13 protein-coding genes are annotated in these 17,674 nt (G+C 61.4%); 5 read left to right on the forward strand and 8 right to left on the reverse strand.

Annotated elements, in window-relative coordinates; genetic code table 11:
- Nucleotides 1–73: 73 nt before the first annotated feature.
- The 7 genes from ychF to cls all read right to left on the reverse strand — a co-directional run bounded on the left by ychF (nucleotide 74) and on the right by cls (nucleotide 9,629).
- Nucleotides 74–1,174, reverse strand: a complete 1,101-nt coding sequence (gene ychF / locus GYN08_RS12715) for a redox-regulated ATPase YchF (protein WP_166274753.1) — start codon at nucleotides 1,172–1,174, stop codon at nucleotides 74–76.
- Between the two features lie 321 nt (nucleotides 1,175–1,495).
- Nucleotides 1,496–2,545, reverse strand: coding sequence for a type 2 isopentenyl-diphosphate Delta-isomerase (fni, locus tag GYN08_RS12720; protein ID WP_166274755.1), 1,050 nt, complete (start codon nucleotides 2,543–2,545; stop codon nucleotides 1,496–1,498).
- 100 nt (nucleotides 2,546–2,645) lie between these two features.
- Nucleotides 2,646–3,785: a glycosyltransferase gene (locus tag GYN08_RS12725; RefSeq protein ID WP_166274757.1), complete on the reverse strand. Its 1,140-nt coding sequence runs from the start codon at nucleotides 3,783–3,785 to the stop codon at nucleotides 2,646–2,648.
- Nucleotides 3,786–3,927: 142 nt separating this feature from the next.
- Nucleotides 3,928–4,800, reverse strand: coding sequence for a phytoene/squalene synthase family protein (locus GYN08_RS12730; protein ID WP_166274759.1), 873 nt, complete (start codon nucleotides 4,798–4,800; stop codon nucleotides 3,928–3,930).
- Nucleotides 4,797–6,272 (reverse strand): phytoene desaturase family protein, encoded by a 1,476-nt coding sequence (locus GYN08_RS12735; protein ID WP_166274761.1) that lies wholly within the window; start codon nucleotides 6,270–6,272, stop codon nucleotides 4,797–4,799. The genes GYN08_RS12730 and GYN08_RS12735 overlap by 4 nt, the downstream gene beginning before the upstream one ends.
- Complete coding sequence (locus GYN08_RS12740) at nucleotides 6,269–7,822, reverse strand: phytoene desaturase family protein (RefSeq protein WP_166274763.1); 1,554 nt, start codon at nucleotides 7,820–7,822, stop codon at nucleotides 6,269–6,271. Before GYN08_RS12740 ends, GYN08_RS12735 begins: the two co-directional genes overlap by 4 nt.
- A 292-nt stretch (nucleotides 7,823–8,114) precedes the next feature.
- Complete coding sequence (cls, locus tag GYN08_RS12745; protein ID WP_166274765.1) at nucleotides 8,115–9,629, reverse strand: cardiolipin synthase; 1,515 nt, start codon at nucleotides 9,627–9,629, stop codon at nucleotides 8,115–8,117.
- A gap of 237 nt (nucleotides 9,630–9,866) precedes the next feature.
- Between cls and GYN08_RS12750 the strand changes: the two genes are divergently transcribed.
- From GYN08_RS12750 to GYN08_RS12770, 5 genes are all read left to right on the forward strand, one after another.
- On the forward strand, nucleotides 9,867–10,451 hold the full coding sequence (locus GYN08_RS12750) for a TetR/AcrR family transcriptional regulator (protein WP_166274767.1): 585 nt from the start codon (nucleotides 9,867–9,869) through the stop codon (nucleotides 10,449–10,451).
- 32 nt (nucleotides 10,452–10,483) lie between these two features.
- Nucleotides 10,484–10,858, forward strand: a complete 375-nt coding sequence (locus GYN08_RS12755; protein ID WP_166274769.1) for a DMT family transporter — start codon at nucleotides 10,484–10,486, stop codon at nucleotides 10,856–10,858.
- Between the two features lies 1 nt (nucleotide 10,859).
- Nucleotides 10,860–11,174 carry a DMT family transporter gene (locus GYN08_RS12760; RefSeq protein ID WP_166274771.1) on the forward strand — a complete coding sequence of 105 codons (315 nt, stop codon included), beginning with the start codon at nucleotides 10,860–10,862 and terminating at the stop codon, nucleotides 11,172–11,174.
- A 184-nt stretch (nucleotides 11,175–11,358) separates the two neighbouring features.
- Complete coding sequence (locus GYN08_RS12765; protein ID WP_166274773.1) at nucleotides 11,359–12,306, forward strand: TetR/AcrR family transcriptional regulator; 948 nt, start codon at nucleotides 11,359–11,361, stop codon at nucleotides 12,304–12,306.
- A 215-nt stretch (nucleotides 12,307–12,521) separates the two neighbouring features.
- On the forward strand, nucleotides 12,522–15,878 hold the full coding sequence (locus tag GYN08_RS12770) for an efflux RND transporter permease subunit (protein WP_166274775.1): 3,357 nt from the start codon (nucleotides 12,522–12,524) through the stop codon (nucleotides 15,876–15,878).
- Nucleotides 15,879–15,999: 121 nt separating this feature from the next.
- Here GYN08_RS12770 and GYN08_RS12775 read toward each other — a convergent pair whose 3' ends face one another.
- Complete coding sequence (locus GYN08_RS12775; protein ID WP_166274777.1) at nucleotides 16,000–17,586, reverse strand: gluconokinase; 1,587 nt, start codon at nucleotides 17,584–17,586, stop codon at nucleotides 16,000–16,002.
- Nucleotides 17,587–17,674: the final 88 nt, after the last annotated feature.

Consider the following 17,674-nt stretch of genomic DNA (forward strand, 5'->3'; position numbering starts at 1 on the left):
CAAAAAAGCCGCTTTTCCCCGAGGGGAAAGCGGCTTTGCCTTTTTCGGCCCAAGCCGAGCGGGAGCTGCCCGATTATACGTTGAAACGGAAGTGCATGACGTCGCCGTCCTGCACGATATACTCTTTGCCTTCGAGACGCAGCTGGCCGCGCTCTTTGGCGCCGTTCATGGAGCCTGCGTTCACGAGATCCTCGTAGCCCACCACTTCGGCGCGGATGAAGCCGCGTTCGAAGTCGGAGTGGATGACGCCCGCGGCGCCCGGAGCCTTCGTGCCTTTGCGGATCGTCCACGCGCGCACTTCCTGCACGCCGGCCGTGAAGTACGTATACAGGCCGAGCAGCTTGTACGCCGCCTTGATCAGCAGGTTCAGCCCGGATTCCTGGATGCCAAGCTCTTCGAGGAACATCTGCTTGTCTTCGCCTTCCAGCTCGGAAATTTCTTCTTCCACTTTCGCGCTGATCGGCACGACTTCCGCGTTTTCGGCAGCCGCGAATTCCCGGACTTTTTGCACGTAAGCGTTGTTCGCCACGTCGGCGATCTCGTCTTCCGCGACGTTCGCCGCATAAAGAACCGGCTTCAGCGTGAGCAGATGCAGTTCGCGGATCAGCTGCAGCTCGTCGTCCGTCAGGTCGATGCTGCGCGCCGGCTGGTCGTTGTACAGCGCTTCTTTGACCTTCTCCAGCACTTCGATCTCCTGGGCGTACTGCTTGTTGCCGCCCTTCATGTTCTTTTTGGAGCGCTCGATTCGCTTGTCCACGCTCTCGATGTCGGCGAGAATCAGCTCCAGATTGATCGTCTGGATGTCGCTGACCGGATCGATTTTGCCGTCGACGTGCGTGATGTTCTCGTCGACGAAGCAGCGGACCACGTGCACGATCGCGTCGACTTCGCGGATATGCGCCAGGAATTTGTTGCCCAGGCCTTCGCCTTTGCTCGCGCCGCGCACGAGGCCGGCGATATCGACGAACTCGAATGCCGTCGGCACGGTTTTCTTCGGCTCGACCATTTCCGTCAGCTTGTCGAGACGCTCGTCCGGCACTTCGACGATGCCCACGTTCGGATCGATCGTGCAGAACGGGTAGTTGGCGGACTCGGCGCCCGCCTGCGTGATTGCGTTGAACAACGTGGACTTGCCGACGTTCGGCAGGCCTACGATACCGGCTTTCAATGCCATATGAATACACAACTCCTCTGAGTTTGATCTGATTGGAAAATCGGGAATAACAAAGACACGCGAAAAGCATCGCCTTCCATTATATCAGCATTTGCACCAAACGGATACAGGCGGCTTCTCCGATTTCCCGAAATGGAAAAAGGCGCTTCGCCCGCATGTTCGCCCCCCGGCCGCGTTCGGGATCAAAGATCGATTCAAGCCCCGTCCCACGATAAAAAAGGACTTTGGCCCCCGCCCCGCGGCGGTATCCGAAGTCCTTTTCCTCTGGTCCGTTCGTGCGGCCGGCCTTATTCCGTTCGCCCGTTGCTTCGCCCGATCCGCCTACCGGCGAATCAGGCGGTCCGTTCCCCGCAGCTGTCCGATGCCGCTCGCGCCGATGCCGAACATGACCGTGCGCAGTTCGAACTCGGCCTGCCGCATCGCGGCGGCGGCGCTCTCCGCCGAATCCACGGCCGGTCCGAGCAGCGCGCGGCCGAAGCCGGCCAGATCGGCGCCGAGCGCGATCGCCTTGGCCGCGTCGACGCCGTTTCTCAGTCCTCCGCTGCCGAGCAGCGGCATGTCCGGCAGTTCCGCGCGAATCTCCGCGATGCAGTCCGCCGTGCCGTTCCCCCAGCCGGCGAACGCTTCGGCGGCCGCCCGGCGCATGGCGTCCGCGCTGCGGAACTTCTCGACCTGGCTCCACGAGGTGCCCCCGGCCCCCGCCGCGTCGATAAACGCGACGCCGGCTTCCGCCAGTCGGCGAGCCGTCTGCGCATCGATCCCCCAGCCGACTTCCTTGACGCCGACCGGCACGCCCAGATCGCGGCACAGCCGCCCGATCTGCGGCAGCAGCCCGGCGAAATTCGTGTTCCCTTCCGGCTGGAACACTTCCTGCAGGCTGTTCAGGTGCAGCACCAGCGCGTCCGCTTCGGCGATCTCCACCGCACGCCGGCACTGGTCGACGCCGAAGCCGTAATTGAGCTGCACCGCGCCCAGGTTGGCGATGACCGGAATGTCCGGCGCCTTGTGCCGCACTTTGAACGTCTCCGCCAGCTCCTCGCGCTCCACGGCGGCCCGGATGGAACCGAGTCCCATCGCCCAGCCTCTCGACTGCGCCGCCTCGGCCAGACGCTCGTTGATCCGGCCCGTGCCGGCGCTTCCGCCGGTCATCGAGCTGATCAGCAGCGGCGCGTCCAGCTTTTTGCCGAGAAAAGCCGTCTCCAGGCCGATCGCCTCGAAGTCCAGATCGGGCAGCGCGTTGTGGCGAAACGCATAACGTTCGAATCCCGTCGTCACGCCGACGCCGGCCACCTCTTCTTCCAGACACAGGCGGACATGCTCGCTTTTTCGATCTCCGGTCGACGGACCGGGATTCTTGATTTTATCTGTCATGGCCGCTCCTTTCGCTTGCGCTTGAATCCGGTTTCCTCTCCCGCCGCGCATATGTATACTGCTTCTTTCAGTCCCGGGCCGGCACGAGCCGAGACGCACGTTAACCGTACCGTCGGCCTTTCCATTCGTGTCCCTGCCCGCTCAGCCCGCCGAACACGCTCGCCAGCGCGATCGCGATCGTGCAGCCGATAGTCGCCGAGACGAAGACGCCGTGCCAGAGAGGCAGGCCGCCGCGAACGTCGCATACCGCCTTCACCGCCATGCCGAGCAGCATCGCCGCCCCGCTTGCCAGCATAAGATGGACGCTGCCCGAGAACAGGCCGGCCAGCAGGGCAATCGGAGGCAGGATGTACAAAGCCCCGTACCAGACCAGCAGAGCGACCAGCAGCAGGTAGTTTCTGCCGAGGCCCGAAAACATGTTTTTGCTGAAGCCTTCCCAGACCTCCCGGGTGCTGTGATACATGCGCATGCGGGCGTGGCGGCTCATGTCGGCCAGCATCATCTTGTAGCCGGCCTTCTTGACCGCGCGGGCCATCGCCATGTCGTCCACCATCTCGTTCTTGACCGCCTCGTAGCCGCCGGCGGACTCGTAGGCCGACTTTTTGATCAGCATGTAAGCGCCGTGCGCGGCAGCGAACAGACCGCTGCTGGAACGGGACACCATCGGGATCGGCAGATGGCAGAGAATGGCGAATTCCATCATCGGCACGACCAATTTCTCCATCCAGGTGACGGTCACCTGCTTGGGGAAGCCGGTCACCAGCCCGACCTTTTTCCGCAGCGCGGACCGCAGCGTATCGCGGATCGCCAGCGGCCCGAGCTTCACGTCGGCGTCGAGCATGAGATACCATCCGCCCGAAGCCCGTTCGGCCAGACGGTGGCAGGCATAGCATTTGCCTTTCCAGCCTTCCGGCAGCTCGCCGCCCTGCATCAGGCCGACGCGGGAATCTTCCATCGCGATCCGCCGCACGATGCCGCCCGTGTCGTCGCTCGAATCGTCGTCGTACACGATGACTTCGAGCCGGAATTCCGAATCGTCCGAAGCCAGCACATGCCGCAGGCAGTCTTCGATATTGCGCTCTTCGTCGCGCGCGGGAATAAGCACCGATACCAGCGGCCGGCCTTCGATGCTTTTGGCGCGCGAGCCGGGTACCGGCAGCGTGCGCGCGTTCAGCACGACGAAGATCAATTGAGCGGCGAGCAGTACGCAGACCGCAGTCAAGATTAAGGTCAAAGTCAATGCACGGGCCTCCTTTTTCGCCGGAAACAGTCGGACTTCTCGTTGGCGGACAGACCGGTCCGCGACGCTTCGAATATCGAGCCCGCCCGGTTTTCGGGCAGCGGGCTCCCGAGCTCCGAGCGGGAGCTTCCCGAGTCGCCCGTTACGATACCGCGGCGCTGCCCGCCGAATCGTCGACCGCGCCGAAAGCGGCCAGCACCCGCGTCAGCAGCGCGCCCCGCTCTTCGTCGGGCACGATCGCCCGACGACTGAACACGTCGTAACCGTTGCGGCGCACCTGATCGAAAATGGCGCCGTAAAACGCGGCAGCGAGCGCCACGGCCAGACCGCTGCGCTTCGGATAGCTGTCCAGGTTGGACAGCCCCTTCTCGAACCAGGAGGCCGCGTATCCGTGCAGCTCGTCGATCAGGGCGACGAAGCGACCGTCGATCACGCCGCGGGCCAAATCGTCCTCGGTATATCCGTGACGCTCCATCAAATCCGCGGGAATATAACGGCGTCCCCGCCCGAGATCTTCTCCGACGTCGCGGATAATGTTGACGATCTGCATGCCCTTGCCCAGCGCGATGCCCGCCTCCGCCGCTTCGTCATGCAGGTCGTCGCGCAGCACCGGAAGCAGCATTTCGCCGACCGTTCCGGCAACGAGGTAGCAGTAGCGTTCGAGCTGCTCCATCGTTTCGTAACGAAGCAGCGTCAAATCCGACAATTGGCCGTCGATCTGATTCAGGAACGGCCGTCGGTCGAGCGCCGGGAAGCTGGCGAACAACCAGCGCAGCGCCGGCCAGATGAAGTGGCCTTCCGCCTTGTCCAGCGCGAGGAATTCCTTCTTGAGCTCGTGGATCGTAAACGGCGACGTCTCCGGCTCGTCGACGCTGTCGTCGATCAGGCGGCAGAACGCATAAATGACATAAACCGCGTGACGCCTTCTTTCGGGTAAATCCCGGAAGGCGTGGTAAAACGAGGTCGAGCCGCGCCGCATCGTATCCTCGCACTGCTGCACAATGTGTTCGTTCATGGATTCCACTCCTTCAAAAGCTGATTTACGGCCATTCTCGCCCCCTGCATCACGATCGGTACGCCGCCGCCCGGATGAACCGAAGCTCCGGCGGCATACAGCCCGTCTATGCTCTTGAAAGGCTTCGGCTGCGGCCGAAAAGGACCCGACTGGCCGAGAATCGGCGCAATGCCGAAGCTTCCTCCGACGTAATTGCCGTCCCGGCGCGCGTCTTCCGGCGTGCGCAGCTTAATCCATTTGATGGATTCCCGCAGGCCCGGATATCCTCTGCGTTCCGCCGCCTGAAGCACCTTTCGCGCCAGCCGCCGTCCTTCTTTGGACCAGGCGATGCGCGAAGCGTCCGGAGCGGGGATCAGGAAGTACAATACGCTCTCCCCTTCCGGAGCCGCGTTCGGATCGAGCTCGACCGGATTGAATACGTAAAACGACGGATTGGCGGCAATCATCCCCCGCTCGAAGATCGCCTGCAGGCCGTCCGTCAGGCTGTCAGGCAGGAAAAATTGATGCGCCGCCGTATCCGTCCAACGTTTCGAGGTGCCGACAAAAACAAGCACGCAGCCCGACGACGGACGATAAGGTTTGCTTTGCGCCGATTCCGGCAGGCCTTCGAGCAGCGGCAGCAGCAGCGGAAAGTCGCCGTTGAACAGCACGGCGTCGTATTCCTCCCGCCTGCCGTTCGCCACGAAACCCCGACAGCGCCCGTCTTCGACGACCATCCGATCCACCCGGGTGTTCAACCGGATGTCGACGCCGCGCGAGCGCAGCTCTTCTTCCAGAATAACCGGCAGGCGGGCGTAACCGCCTTCGATCATCCAGATGCCGAATTCGTGCTCCGCATACGGCAGAATCGAGTAGACGCCCGGAGTGCCCGCAGGCTGGCCGCCGATATAGAGCGACTGCAGCGAATAGGCGTCGATCAGATCCGGATGCTTGAAAAAACGGGCGGAAGCGGCTTTCACGCTGCGATGCGCCTGCAGCTTGCCCAGCAGACGAATCTGCCGCGGCGTGAAAAAGTCCCGGCGGCGCGGAAACGTCCGCTCCAGCACCGCCTTTTGCGCGCCGGGATACAGATCGCGCATATGGTTCATATACCGCATATACCCTTCCCCTTCGCCGGGAAACAATCTGTCGATTTCTTTGGACTGATGTTCGGGCCGACGACGCTTCGTCATGACCCGTCCGTCCGAATAATGAATGCGGTACAGCGGGTCGGATTCGATCAACTTGATCCGTCCCCGTTCGATTCCGCCTTCCTCCAAAATCGACAGCAGCATCTCCGGCAGCAGCACGATCGTCGGCCCCTGGTCGATGCGGCGGGCATCTTCTTCGTCGCGCTCGAAAGCGATCCGTCCGCCCAACCGGTCTCGCGCTTCCAGCAGCGTCACGTCCGCCCCTCGGCGGCTCAGCAGCAGCGCCGCCGTCAGCCCGCCGATACCGCCGCCCACGACGGCGACTCTTGGCGCGCGGCTCACTCCGCTCCCCCCGCGGCGCCCAGCGCCTGCGCCGACGCGCGCGGCTGCACGCGGCCGTCCGCTTTTTCGATCAAATCGACGCTGATCCGCGCCGACTCGAAAATGGTCGGCAGGCCGCTGCCCGGGTGGGTGCCTCCGCCGACGAGCCATACCCGCTCGACTTCCTCGAAGCGGTTATGCGGGCGCAAAGCCAGCATCTGGCCGAGATTATGCGACAGATTGAAAGTCGCTCCTTGATAGACGTCCAGCGAGTCCTGCCAGTCGAGCGGCGTGTAGAACGCTTCCTCCTCGATACGGCTTCGCAGCCCCTTCAGCTGTTCGATCGACTCCAGCCGCTCCAGCATCCGGCCCTTCAGTTCTTCCCGCCGCCCGCTCCAATCCGTGTCGCCTTTCAGGTTGGGAACCGGCATCAGCACATACAGCGAAGATTTCCCGGCCGGCGCAAGCGTCGGATCAAGCTTCGACGGATTGTGAACGTAGATGGAGGGATCTTCGGACAGCGTCAAGGTTTCGGTAATTTCCTTGACGTTTTTCGCGTAATCGTCGGCGAAATGAATCGAATGATGGGGCAGATCGACTTCGCCGTCGATCCCTAAGTACAGCATGGCGGTCGAACAGGAATATTTTTTCGCCTCCAGCTTCTTCGGGGTATACTTCTTTAGAACGTCCGGTTCGAACATTTGGTTCATCGCCGAAGCGAAATCCGCTCCGAGTACGATATGATCGGCCGCGCGCGTCTCTCCGTCTTTAAGGCGAACGCCCGTCGCGCGTCCCCGTTCCGTCAAAATTTTGTCGACCGGGCGGCCCATATGGAAGCGGACGCCGTGTTCTTTTGCGACTTCGACCATGGCGTCCCACAGCGCCGCCACTCCGCCTTTCGGATGCAGCAGGCCGTAACGGTGTTCCATAAATGACAAAATGGTGAACGTTCCCGGACAATTCCAGGCGGACATGCCCAAATACTTCGATTGGAACGTGAATGCGTATTTCAAACGCTCGTCCTTGAAATAGCGCGACAGCTGACCGTAAACCGTATCGGTGACTTTCAGGTAAGGCAGCGCTTTGACCGCATCCGCCTTCAGATAATCGCCGAAGCCTCCGAACGGCCGCCGCAGCAGCGGTTCGACATGTTCGTATTTGACTGACTCATCGGTCATAAAGCGGTAAAATCCGGCCTCTTCTCCGGGAAAAAGCGCCTTGATGCGTTTGGCCGTCTCCTCGTTGTCGCTCGACGGCATCAGCACGGTTCGGCCCCGATCGAAATACAGTCCGTACAGCGGGTCGAGTTTGTGAAGTTCCACGTAATCGTGCACCGAACGCCCCGCCTGCTCGAACAACTCTTCCAGCAGCTGCGGCATCATGACGAAAGTCGCTCCCCGATCGAAGGTGTACTCGCCCAGCTTGAGCCTGCCCGAACGTCCGCCGGGAACGGGCTGCTTTTCGTACACGTCGACCTCGTATCCTTTGGCGCCCAGCAGCATCGCCGCCGCCAATCCTCCCGGACCCGCGCCTACAATGACCGCTGTCTTGCTCTTTTCTTTTCTGCCCATGCCATTCACCTTTCCTGATTAGACTTCCCACATGATTTTTTATTACCCAATAACCGGCCTGACGGCTCGGTTTGCGCATGATGTGTTTTGTAAAATCGGTTTGAGCACGGCTTATTTACGCCAAATTTTTAAATTTTAACTTTCCAACCTTAAGATTCTCCTTTAGCCTACCACAGCAACCCTTTTCCCACAAACGCCGCTCGGACCAAATTTGGATATTTTCGCCTTTCCGCGCCGAAAAAGAAGAGCCGATCCGGCTCTTCTTTTCATCCTTTTTTCGGTTGGCCCGATCCTACAGCAGAGGCGACAGCAGACGTGCCGCCGATTCCATGAATCGCACGGCCATCCGCTTGTTCCCTCCGAACGTCGCGGGATCGATCATTGTCGTATTCAGCAGATCCCGTTCGAAGTCGGCCGTGATGCGCGCCACGCTGGCATTGTTCATCAGCAGGGCGTTGACCTCGAAGTTCAGGTGGAAGCTGCGCATGTCCATGTTCGCCGTTCCGATGCTCGCCGTCTCCCCGTCCACGATCAGCAGCTTGGAATGCAGAAACCCTTTTTCATACTCGTAAATCTTTACCCCGGCATCCAGCAGAATCGGGAAGTACGAATGCGAAGCCCAGAACGGCAGGCGTTTGTCGGGCTTGGCGGGGAAGAGCAGGCGCACGTCCAGTCCCGATAGGGCGGCGGTGCGCAGCGCGGTCAGAATATCTTCATCGGGGATGAAATAAGGCGTCGCGATCCAGACGGAACGCTTGGCCGTCGTGATCATCGTGAAAAAGATATGCTTAAGCGCCCGGCGGTCGTTGTCCGGCCCGCTCGCGATGATCTGTACCGCTCCGTGCTCGGGGTCCGCCCTGCCTTTGGAATGGAAGTAACCGGGGCCCGTAGGCTGCTCGCCGGTCATATGCCGCCAGTCCCGCAGGAAGATGCGCTGCAGCGAACTGACGGCTTCCCCTTCGATCCGCATATGCGTGTCGCGCCAGAATCCGTAGGTTTTGCTGCGGCTGAGATATTCGTCCCCCACATTCAAGCCGCCGATAAAGCCGATGCTTTTGTCGATGACGACGATCTTGCGGTGGTTGCGGTAATTGACGCGGCTCGTGGCGAGCAGGAATTTCGTGGAACCGAACAGCGCGACTTTGATGCCCGCTTCGCGCATTTCGTCGAGGAACCGCCGCGGAAGCTGCAGGCTGCCGACGGCGTCGACCATGAATCGCACCTCGACCCCGGCTTTGGCCTTTTCGATCAGCAGCCGCTGGATCTGCGTGCCGATATCGTCCGCCCGGTAAATGTAATATTCCATATGAATATGATGGATCGCGCCGCGCAGGGCCGTCAGCAGCTCGGAAAAGGTGCTGCCCCCGTTGGTCAGCACGGCGGTCGGGCTCGAATAAGAGACCGGCATCAAGGACAGGCGGCGGGACAGGCGCAGAATCCGCTGCTGTTCCTCGGTGAAGTTCGCCGTGCTCTCCGCGCCGGCCAGAGTATCCCTTTCGCTCCACTGATATATGCGTCGGTCCCACTCGGCTTTTTTGTCGTACTTGCGGCGGCGAAAATAGTTTTGCCCGAACAAGAAGTAAAAAATCAGCCCCACCACCGGCAGCAGCCCCAGAACCAGAATCCAGGACAGCGTGCTTGACGGATTCCGGTTGTCCAGAAAGATCACGAAAGCGATCGACACGACGGTCAGCGTGGAAAAAATGCTCATGACGGCAGCGGCGGTCGCTCCGAACAAATCGGCGCCGAAATAATAAAAGACGAACAGCAGCACGGCAAGCAGGAATACGATCAACCCGCGTCTCACTTGGCATCCCCCTCCTGAAGCACGTTTCCGGCCGGTCCGCCGCGCGGCGCCGCAGAGACCCGGTACCGGAACCCTTTTCTTTGTTACGGTAATTACGGCCCGCCTGTCCGATCGGTTTCAATCCGCGCAGGCTGTCTCGTTCCCCGTCTTTACCCGTCCGATTGACTTTCCGAATCCTTCGTGTTAATTTTAACCTAACGACCGTTAGTTTGTTTTTGATTAAAAGGAGGAACCGGCATGACCCGCAAGCCTGTCATTGAAGATGTCGCGCTCGGATTATTCGCCAGCGAAGGCTTCGAGGGCGCTTCCCTCGGCCGGATCGCCGACGCCGTCGGCATTCGCAAACCTTCGATTTATGCCCATTTCCGCAGCAAAGAGGACCTGTTCCTCTCCGTATTCCGACGGACGCTGCGCCGCAAGAAGCGGCAGATCTTCCAATTTGCGCAGGACGGCGCCGGCCTTCCGTTCGAAGAGATGCTGTTCGGGCTGACGGAACGCCTGATGGACGACTACGAATCCGACGCGGAAACCCGATTTTTGCTGCGCATGTGCTATTTCCCGCCTACCTCGCTGCATGACAAAGTAATGGGAATGGTGAATCCGTTTTTCCGGCAGGCGGAACGGGAACTGACCCGGATGCTGGGACAGCCGGAAAATGCCGGCCGTCTGCATCCGGGCGGCGCGCAGGAAGCGGCGATCGCCTACGTGACGGTCGTCGACGGCGTGCTCGCCGAAGCGATCTACGGCAGCCGCCGGACCGCCGCACGGCGCCTGTCGGCCGTGTGGCCGGTATACTGCCGGGGCGTGCTTGCTAAACATTGAACTTCGGAGCAAATTCAAGGAGAGTGAATAGAATGAGCCGTGCAAATCGCGGATGGATGTACGTTTTTATCGGCGGACTGTTCGAGGTGGCCTGGGTATCCGGGCTGAAGCACTCCTCGAACCTGCTGGAGTGGCTGCTGACGCTGCTCGGAATCGCCGCCAGCTTTTGGTTGATGATCAACGCTTCGAAGGTGCTGCCGATCGGCAGCGTGTACGCCGTTTTCACCGGTTTGGGCACTGCGGGAACGGTCGTGGCCGAAACGCTGCTGTTCGGCGAACCGTTCAGCTTGGCCAAGACGCTGCTGATTCTGCTGCTCCTTTCGGGCGTCGTCGGACTGAAGCTGGTGACCGACTCCCCGAAGGAAGAAGCGGATTCGATCGCGTCCGCCAAAAAGGAGGCGATCTGACATGGCATGGCTGGCTATCGTTTTGGCGGGATGCTGCGAAGTGTTCGGCGTTATCGGATTGAAGCAGGTCTCGATGCGCAAAGGGCTGCCCGCTTACGCGCTGCTGATCGCCGCGTTCACCGGAAGTTTTTCGCTGCTCACGTACGCGATGCAGCATATCGCGATGGGGACCGCTTATGCCGTCTGGACCGGCATCGGTACCGTGGGCGGAGCGCTTGTCGGCATGTTCCTGTACGGCGAACCGAAGGAAGCCCGGCGTCTGCTCTTCATCGCCATGATCCTGTCGGCGGCCGTCGGACTGAAGCTGATTTCTTGATGGTGCCGGCGGCCCGAGCGGAAACGCTCCGGCTTTTCGCTCCCTGTTCTTCCCCGACGAAACGGCCATCTCAACTTTGCCGGCATGCCGGCAAAGTTGAGATGGCCGTTTTTTTCGTTTATACTATTCCCGACCCTCGAGTCGATTACAGAACCAACAAGTCAAAAAAGGAGGCGCATAGCGTTTGTCCGATAAATCCGCAGAACGCAAACATACCATTTTCGCCGTGGCCCTTTCGCTGTTCTCCGAGCGGGGCATCAAGGCGACGTCCATGCAGGACATTGCGGAACGCTGCGGTTTTTCCAAAGGCACGCTGTACCAGCATTTTCGTTCCAAGGAAGAACTGATCCGCTACATTCACGAGTATGCGATCGGCATGCTGCAGGAGAAGCTCGAATCGGCGGCCGCGGACGATCGATCCGCCCGGGAGACGCTCCTTGCCCAAATCGAGGTCCTGCTGCATTCGCTGATCGAGTTCAAGTCTTTTATGATGATGCAGCTCCGCGAGCGGGAGTTCAGCGGCATCGAAGACGGGCTTCATCCTCGCCGGGAAGCGGAAGGGTGCGGCCGTGCTCCGCATCATCCGGTGCTGACGACCGCTTTTGTCCAGATCCGGCGCAGCCTCATCGGCATCTACGGAGCGGAGATCGATCCCTATTCCGGCGACTTGTCCATCTTGATCAGCGGCCTGAGCTTTTCCTACCTTCAGCTTACCGACGACTGGGGCATGCCCGAGCTTCCGCTGGCCGAAGCGCTCCGCCATCTGGAGCTTGCGCTGGATGCGGCCGCGGAGCGCATGCTGCAGCTCAAGCCGAAACCGCTGGTCCCCCCGACGCTGTGGGCCGACTGGGTGCGGGAGACTCCGGAGGAGTCGAGCGCGGCCAAGCGCCCGTTCATCCTGATCCGCCAAATGAAGGACACGATCGCCTGGAGCCCGATGCTGCGCAGCGAACGCGAAGAAGCGCTCGAGACGCTGGAAGTGCTCGAAGCGGAGCTGTCGGATGCTTCGCCGCGACGGGCCGTCGTCAAAGGCATGCTGGGCAATCTCAGGGAAGCCCGCGTTCTGCACGGCGCGCTGGAGCAGCTTGAACCGATCGTCCTGTACCGTTTGGACGAACTGGCTTCTTCATAGCGCGGGTACATTGACCAAGATAAAAGTAAATGACGCCCTCTGAATCGCACCTAAAGCGTATGCGTTTCAGACGAACGCAAACCTCAGATTAGGTTTGGTCGACGTACCCGCTTATCGCCTCCGCCGTTTTCGGTCGTCGAATCCGGACGGCGGATCGCCAAAACGAGACGCCCGACCACGGGCGCAGTCTATTAAGAGGAGTGGAGAATCACTTTATGAAAAGTATTATCGGCTTTTCCCTGCGGAACAAGCTCGCCATCTGGTTTTTGACGATCGTCGTGGCGGCGGCGGGCATTTATGCCGGCCTGACCATGAAGCAGGAGACGATTCCCGACATTAACGTCCCGTTCCTGAACATCACCGCCGTCGACCCGGGCGCCGCTCCGGAGACGGTCATGAACGAAGTCACCATCCCGCTCGAACAAATGCTTCGCAACGTCGACGGCGTTCAGAACGTCACGTCGTCTTCGATGGAAAATGCCGCTTCGGTAGCCGTCGAATTCAACTTCGGCGCCAACCTGGACGAGGCGACCGCTCAGATCCGCGAAGGGCTGAACCGGATCACTCTGCCCGAAGGGGTGGAACGGCCGCAAATTACCCGTTTCAGCCTCAACTCGTTCCCGGTCATCTCGCTCAGCGCCTCTTCCGAAGAAGGCGGGGACGACCTGGAGCAGTTGTCCCGGATCGCGCAGGAGCAGGTGCTGCCGGAACTCGAGAAAATCGAAGGCGTCGCTTCGGTGCAGCTGTCGGGACAGTACGTCCGCGAAGTCCAGCTGACGTTCGACGCCGACAAAATGGCCGAATACGGCCTGACGCAGGACACGGTTAAAAACATCGTCAACGCTTCTTCGGTCCGCGCGCCGCTGGGACTGTTCACGCTCGACGACTCGCAGTCCGCCGTCGTGGTGGACGGCGGCGTCACGACGCTCGAAGATCTCAAGGCGCTGGAAATTCCGGTGACGCCTTCGCAGCCGCAGGGCCGCGCAAGCGAAGGTGCCGGACAGGGAGCGGCCGGAGCGGATGCGGCCGCGGTTCCCGGCGCGCAGGGACAGGATTCCGCCGCCGGGCAGGGCACGCAGGCGCCGACTGCAGCCTCCGGAACGGAGGCTCAAGCGCCGGAAGCAGCCGCCGGCGCACCCGGGACTGCCGAGGCCGGCGGCGCAGCCGTTGACGCCGCGCAGGAAGGCGCGGCCCAGCAGGGCGCGGCGGCCGCAGTGCCGGATTCGGCAGGCGCCGCGGCCGCCGGGCTGCCGACCGTCAAGCTGAGCGATATCGCGAAGCTCGAAGTCGTCGGCAGCTCCGAGTCGGTATCCCGCACGAACGGCCAAGAGTCGATCGGCATCCAGATCGTGAAGACGAACGACGCCAATACCGTCGACGTCGTCAATGCGGTCAAAGACAGCATCGCCGACTTGGAGAGCCAGTATTCCGGATTGAATCTGACCGTCATGCTCGACCAGGGCAAGCCGATCGAAGATTCCGTGCGAACGATGCTGGAGAAAGCCGCTTTCGGCGCATTGTTCGCCGTTCTGATCATTCTGCTGTTCCTGCGCGACTTCCGTTCGACGATCATCTCGATTCTGTCGATTCCGCTGTCGCTGCTGATCGCCGTCCTGCTGCTCAAGCAGATGGGCGTCACCCTGAACATGATGACGCTCGGCGCCATGACCGTCGCCATCGGCCGGGTCGTCGACGACTCGATCGTCGTTATCGAAAATATTTACCGGCGCATGACGCTGGACACCGAGAAGCTGCGCGGACGCCAGCTGATCAGCGCGGCCACGCGCGAAATGTTCCTGCCGATCATGTCGTCCACGATCGTCACGCTCGCCGTATTCGTTCCGCTCGCCTTCGTCAGCGGCATGGTCGGCGAACTGTTCATGCCGTTCGCGCTGACCATGGTCTTCGCCCTGCTGGCGTCGCTGGTCATCGCCGTTACGCTCGTACCGATGCTGGCGCACACGCTGTTCCGCGGCGGCATCAAGAAGAAACATTCGCACGACAAGCCGGGCCGCCTGGCGGAAGGCTATAAGCGCATCCTGAACTGGTCGCTGTCGCATAAGCTGATCACGTTCCTGATCGCCGTCGCGCTGCTGGTAGGCAGCTTGTTCACGCTGCCGTACGTCGGAACCAGCTTCCTGCCGGAGCAGGAAGACAAGACCTTCACGTTCACGTACGCGCCGGAAGCCGGAGCGACCGACGAACAGGCGCAGCAGCGCATGCTCGAAGCGGAACAATTCGTGCGCGAACAGCCTCACCTGACCAACATGCAGTATTCCATCGGCGGCTCGAGTCCGCTGGGCTTCGGCGCTTCGAATTCCGCCCTGTTCTATACCGAGTTCGACAGCGATACGCCGAACTTCGATAAGGTGAAGGAAGACCTGATCGCCGGCCTGCAGGAACGGATTCCCGAAGGCGAATGGGGACAAATGGACTTCGGCGGCGGCCTCGGCGGCAGCCAGCTGAGCGTCAGCGTCTACGGCGACAGCACGGACGACCTCAAGCCGGTCGCCGACGACATCTTGAAGCTCATCCAGGCCGATTCGAACTTCGAAGAAGCCGAAAGCAATCTGGAGGAAGGTTACAGCCAGTACACGCTGGTCGCCGACCAGCAGACGCTCAGCTCCTACGGGCTGACCGCCGGACAGATCGCCATGGCGCTCGCGCCGGTCACGCAGCGTCCGGTACTGACCGAAGTCGATCTCGACGGACAGAGCTACAACGTCTACATCGAAACGGAAAACAAAACGTTCTCCGCCCTGTCCGATATCGAAGATACCGAACTTCCATCGCCGCTGGGCATCAGCGTGCCGGTCGGCGATGTCGTCAAAGTCGAAAAAGGGATCGCGCCGGAAACGATCACCCGTTCGGACGGCAAAACGGTCGCCCAACTGTCGGCCAATATCGTCTCTTCCGACGTCGGCGGGGCTTCGACCGCATTGGAAAACAAGATCAACGATTTGGATCTGCCGGACGGCATCACCGTCGAATTCGGCGGCGTGACCGAACAGATCAACGATACGTTCTCGCAGCTCGGCCTCGCCATGCTGGCCGCGATCGCTATCGTCTACTTCGTGCTCGTCGTGACATTCGGCGGCGGCCTCGCGCCGTTCGCGATCCTGTTCTCGCTGCCGTTTATCGTCATCGGCGCCCTGATCGGCCTGCTGATCGGCGGCGAATCGCTCAGTGTCTCGGCGCTTATGGGCGTGCTGATGCTGATCGGGATCGTCGTCACCAACGCCATCGTGCTGATCGACCGCGTCATTCACAAAGAACGCGAAGGCATGTCGACCCGCGAAGCGCTGCTTGAAGCCGGCTCGACCCGTCTGCGTCCGATCCTGATGACCGCCTTGGCGACCATCGGGGCCCTGATTCCGCTCGTTGCGGGCTGGGAAGGCGGCGCGGGCATTATCTCGAAAGGTCTCGGCATCACCGTTATCGGCGGCCTGATCAGCTCGACGCTGCTCACGCTCGTCATCGTGCCGGTCGTGTACGAGTTCCTGATGAAGATCAGCTCCAAATCGCGCGCCAGACGCGCGGAATTGGAGAAGCTCGAGACTCCGCTGGACTAAAGCTTGTCTTACGCCATGCTTCCGCCTATAAAAAAGAGCCGCCCCTGCAAAGGGGCGGCTCTTTCTCGTATGCGCGCGGCCGGGCTGTTCGCCGCTTTCCCGCCCAGGCGGGATTCCCGGCTTATTTTTCCCGCGCCGGCCCGGAATGCCCGTTCTCGCTCTCGTCTTCGGGCTTCACGCCCGTCCCCTGCTGCAGCTCGGCCACTTCCGGGAACAGGGATTCCAACTGCCCGTACACTTTCTTGAACAGCGAATAATAACGCTCGTAAGTCTCGGAGCGGGCGCGGTCGGGTTCATGCGTACGCAGAATATCGATGCCGCTCTTCAGATCGCGGTAATCGCCGATGACGCCGTCCGCCTTCATGGCGACCGCCGCCGCTCCGAAGGCCGAAGCTTCATACGTATCGGGCACGACGACCTGCGTACCCGACAGGTCGGCCAGCATCTGCGTCCAAATCTCGCTTCTGGCGAATCCGCCGGAGGCCAACAGCGCCCGGCTCTCCCCGTTAAGTTCCGTCAGGGCGTCGGACACCGTCCTGACGGCGAACAGCACGCCCTCCATCGTGGCCCGGCCGAAGTGCGCCCGGCCGTGATGCAGCGTCGCTCCGAAGTAAGTGCCGCGGGCGTCCGCATTCCAGTAAGGGGCCCGCTCGCCGCTGAGATACGGCAGGAACAGCAGGCCTTCGGAACCCGGCGGCACGGAGTCCGCCAGCCGCACGATCCGGTCCAGCGCTTCCTGTTCCTTCAGGTCGCCGGTTTCTCCCTCTGCGATCACGAACTTTTCCAGATACCAGCGCAGCGCGATGCCGCCGTTGTTCGTCGGACCGCCGACGAGCCAGCGCTCCGGCTCGAACGCGTAACAGAACGTGCGCCCCGTCTCGTCCGTGGCCGGCTTCCCGGCGAACGAACGGACCGCGCCGCTCGTCCCGATCGTCACGGCCGTCTCGCCGCGTTCCAAAGCGCCGACCCCCACGTTGGCGAGCGCGCCGTCGCTCGCGCCCGCAATCCACGGCGTATCCGGATTCAGCCCCATCTTCTCCGCCATTTCACGGTTCATGCCTTCGAAACGCTCCGTAATCGGAACGATCTCGCCCAGCCGCTCCCGCGAGAGTCCGGTCAGACGCAGCGCCGATTCGTTCCAGTCCAGCGTCTCCAGGTCGAGCATTCCCGCGGCCGATGCGAGCGACACATCGAGCGCGTAACGTCCGAACAGCCGATGAAGCAGGTATTCTTTGAACGAAACGAACTTGGAAGCGCGCTCGAATACTTCCGGTTCGTGCTTGCGAAGCCAGAGCAGCTTGGTGAGCGGCGACATCGGATGAATCGGCGTACCGGTCGCCCGATAAAGCTGCAGGGCCTGTCCCCTCTGGCGCAGCTCGTTGGCCTCCCCGATGCTTCGGTTGTCCGCCCAGGTGATCAGCGGCGTCAGAGGACGCCCGCCGCGGTCCAACGCCATCAAGCTGTGCATCGCCGCGCTGATTCCTACGGCCGAGATGTCGCCGGCCTGCGCGTTCGCGTCTTTCATCGCTCCGCCAATCGCATCCGCGACGGCGTCGACCAATTCGTCCGGCCTCTGCTCGGCGCGTCCCGCTTCCGGCACAAGCAGCGGATAGGCCGCCTGCGCGCCGCCGCGAATATCTCCCTTTTCCTCATATAAGAAAGCTTTCGTGCTTGTCGTTCCGATATCGAGGCCGATATACAGTCCCATATCTGCTCTCCTCCTTCATTCCCGGGTCTATGGCTCATTGGACACCAAGCAGGCGTCCGAAACAAACAAGCCGCGCTCGCGCGCTCCG

This window comes from Saccharibacillus alkalitolerans, from assembly GCF_011090185.1.
Taxonomy (GTDB): domain Bacteria; phylum Bacillota; class Bacilli; order Paenibacillales; family Paenibacillaceae; genus Saccharibacillus; species Saccharibacillus alkalitolerans.

What these genes read in the sequence shown, in the direction of transcription:
- fni (WP_166274755.1), bottom strand. Translation starts at nt 2,545, where the DNA reads ATGACAGATAAAATCAAGAATCCCGGTCCGTCGACCGGAGATCGAAAA.
- GYN08_RS12750 (WP_166274767.1), top strand. Translation starts at nt 9,867, where the DNA reads ATGACCCGCAAGCCTGTCATTGAAGATGTCGCGCTCGGATTATTCGCC.
- GYN08_RS12730 (WP_166274759.1), bottom strand. Translation starts at nt 4,800, where the DNA reads ATGAACGAACACATTGTGCAGCAGTGCGAGGATACGATGCGGCGCGGC.
- GYN08_RS12760 (WP_166274771.1), top strand. Translation starts at nt 10,860, where the DNA reads ATGGCATGGCTGGCTATCGTTTTGGCGGGATGCTGCGAAGTGTTCGGC.
- GYN08_RS12775 (WP_166274777.1), bottom strand. Translation starts at nt 17,586, where the DNA reads ATGGGACTGTATATCGGCCTCGATATCGGAACGACAAGCACGAAAGCT.
- GYN08_RS12770 (WP_166274775.1), top strand. Translation starts at nt 12,522, where the DNA reads ATGAAAAGTATTATCGGCTTTTCCCTGCGGAACAAGCTCGCCATCTGG.
- GYN08_RS12740 (WP_166274763.1), bottom strand. Translation starts at nt 7,822, where the DNA reads ATGGGCAGAAAAGAAAAGAGCAAGACAGCGGTCATTGTAGGCGCGGGT.
- GYN08_RS12755 (WP_166274769.1), top strand. Translation starts at nt 10,484, where the DNA reads ATGAGCCGTGCAAATCGCGGATGGATGTACGTTTTTATCGGCGGACTG.
- ychF (WP_166274753.1), bottom strand. Translation starts at nt 1,174, where the DNA reads ATGGCATTGAAAGCCGGTATCGTAGGCCTGCCGAACGTCGGCAAGTCC.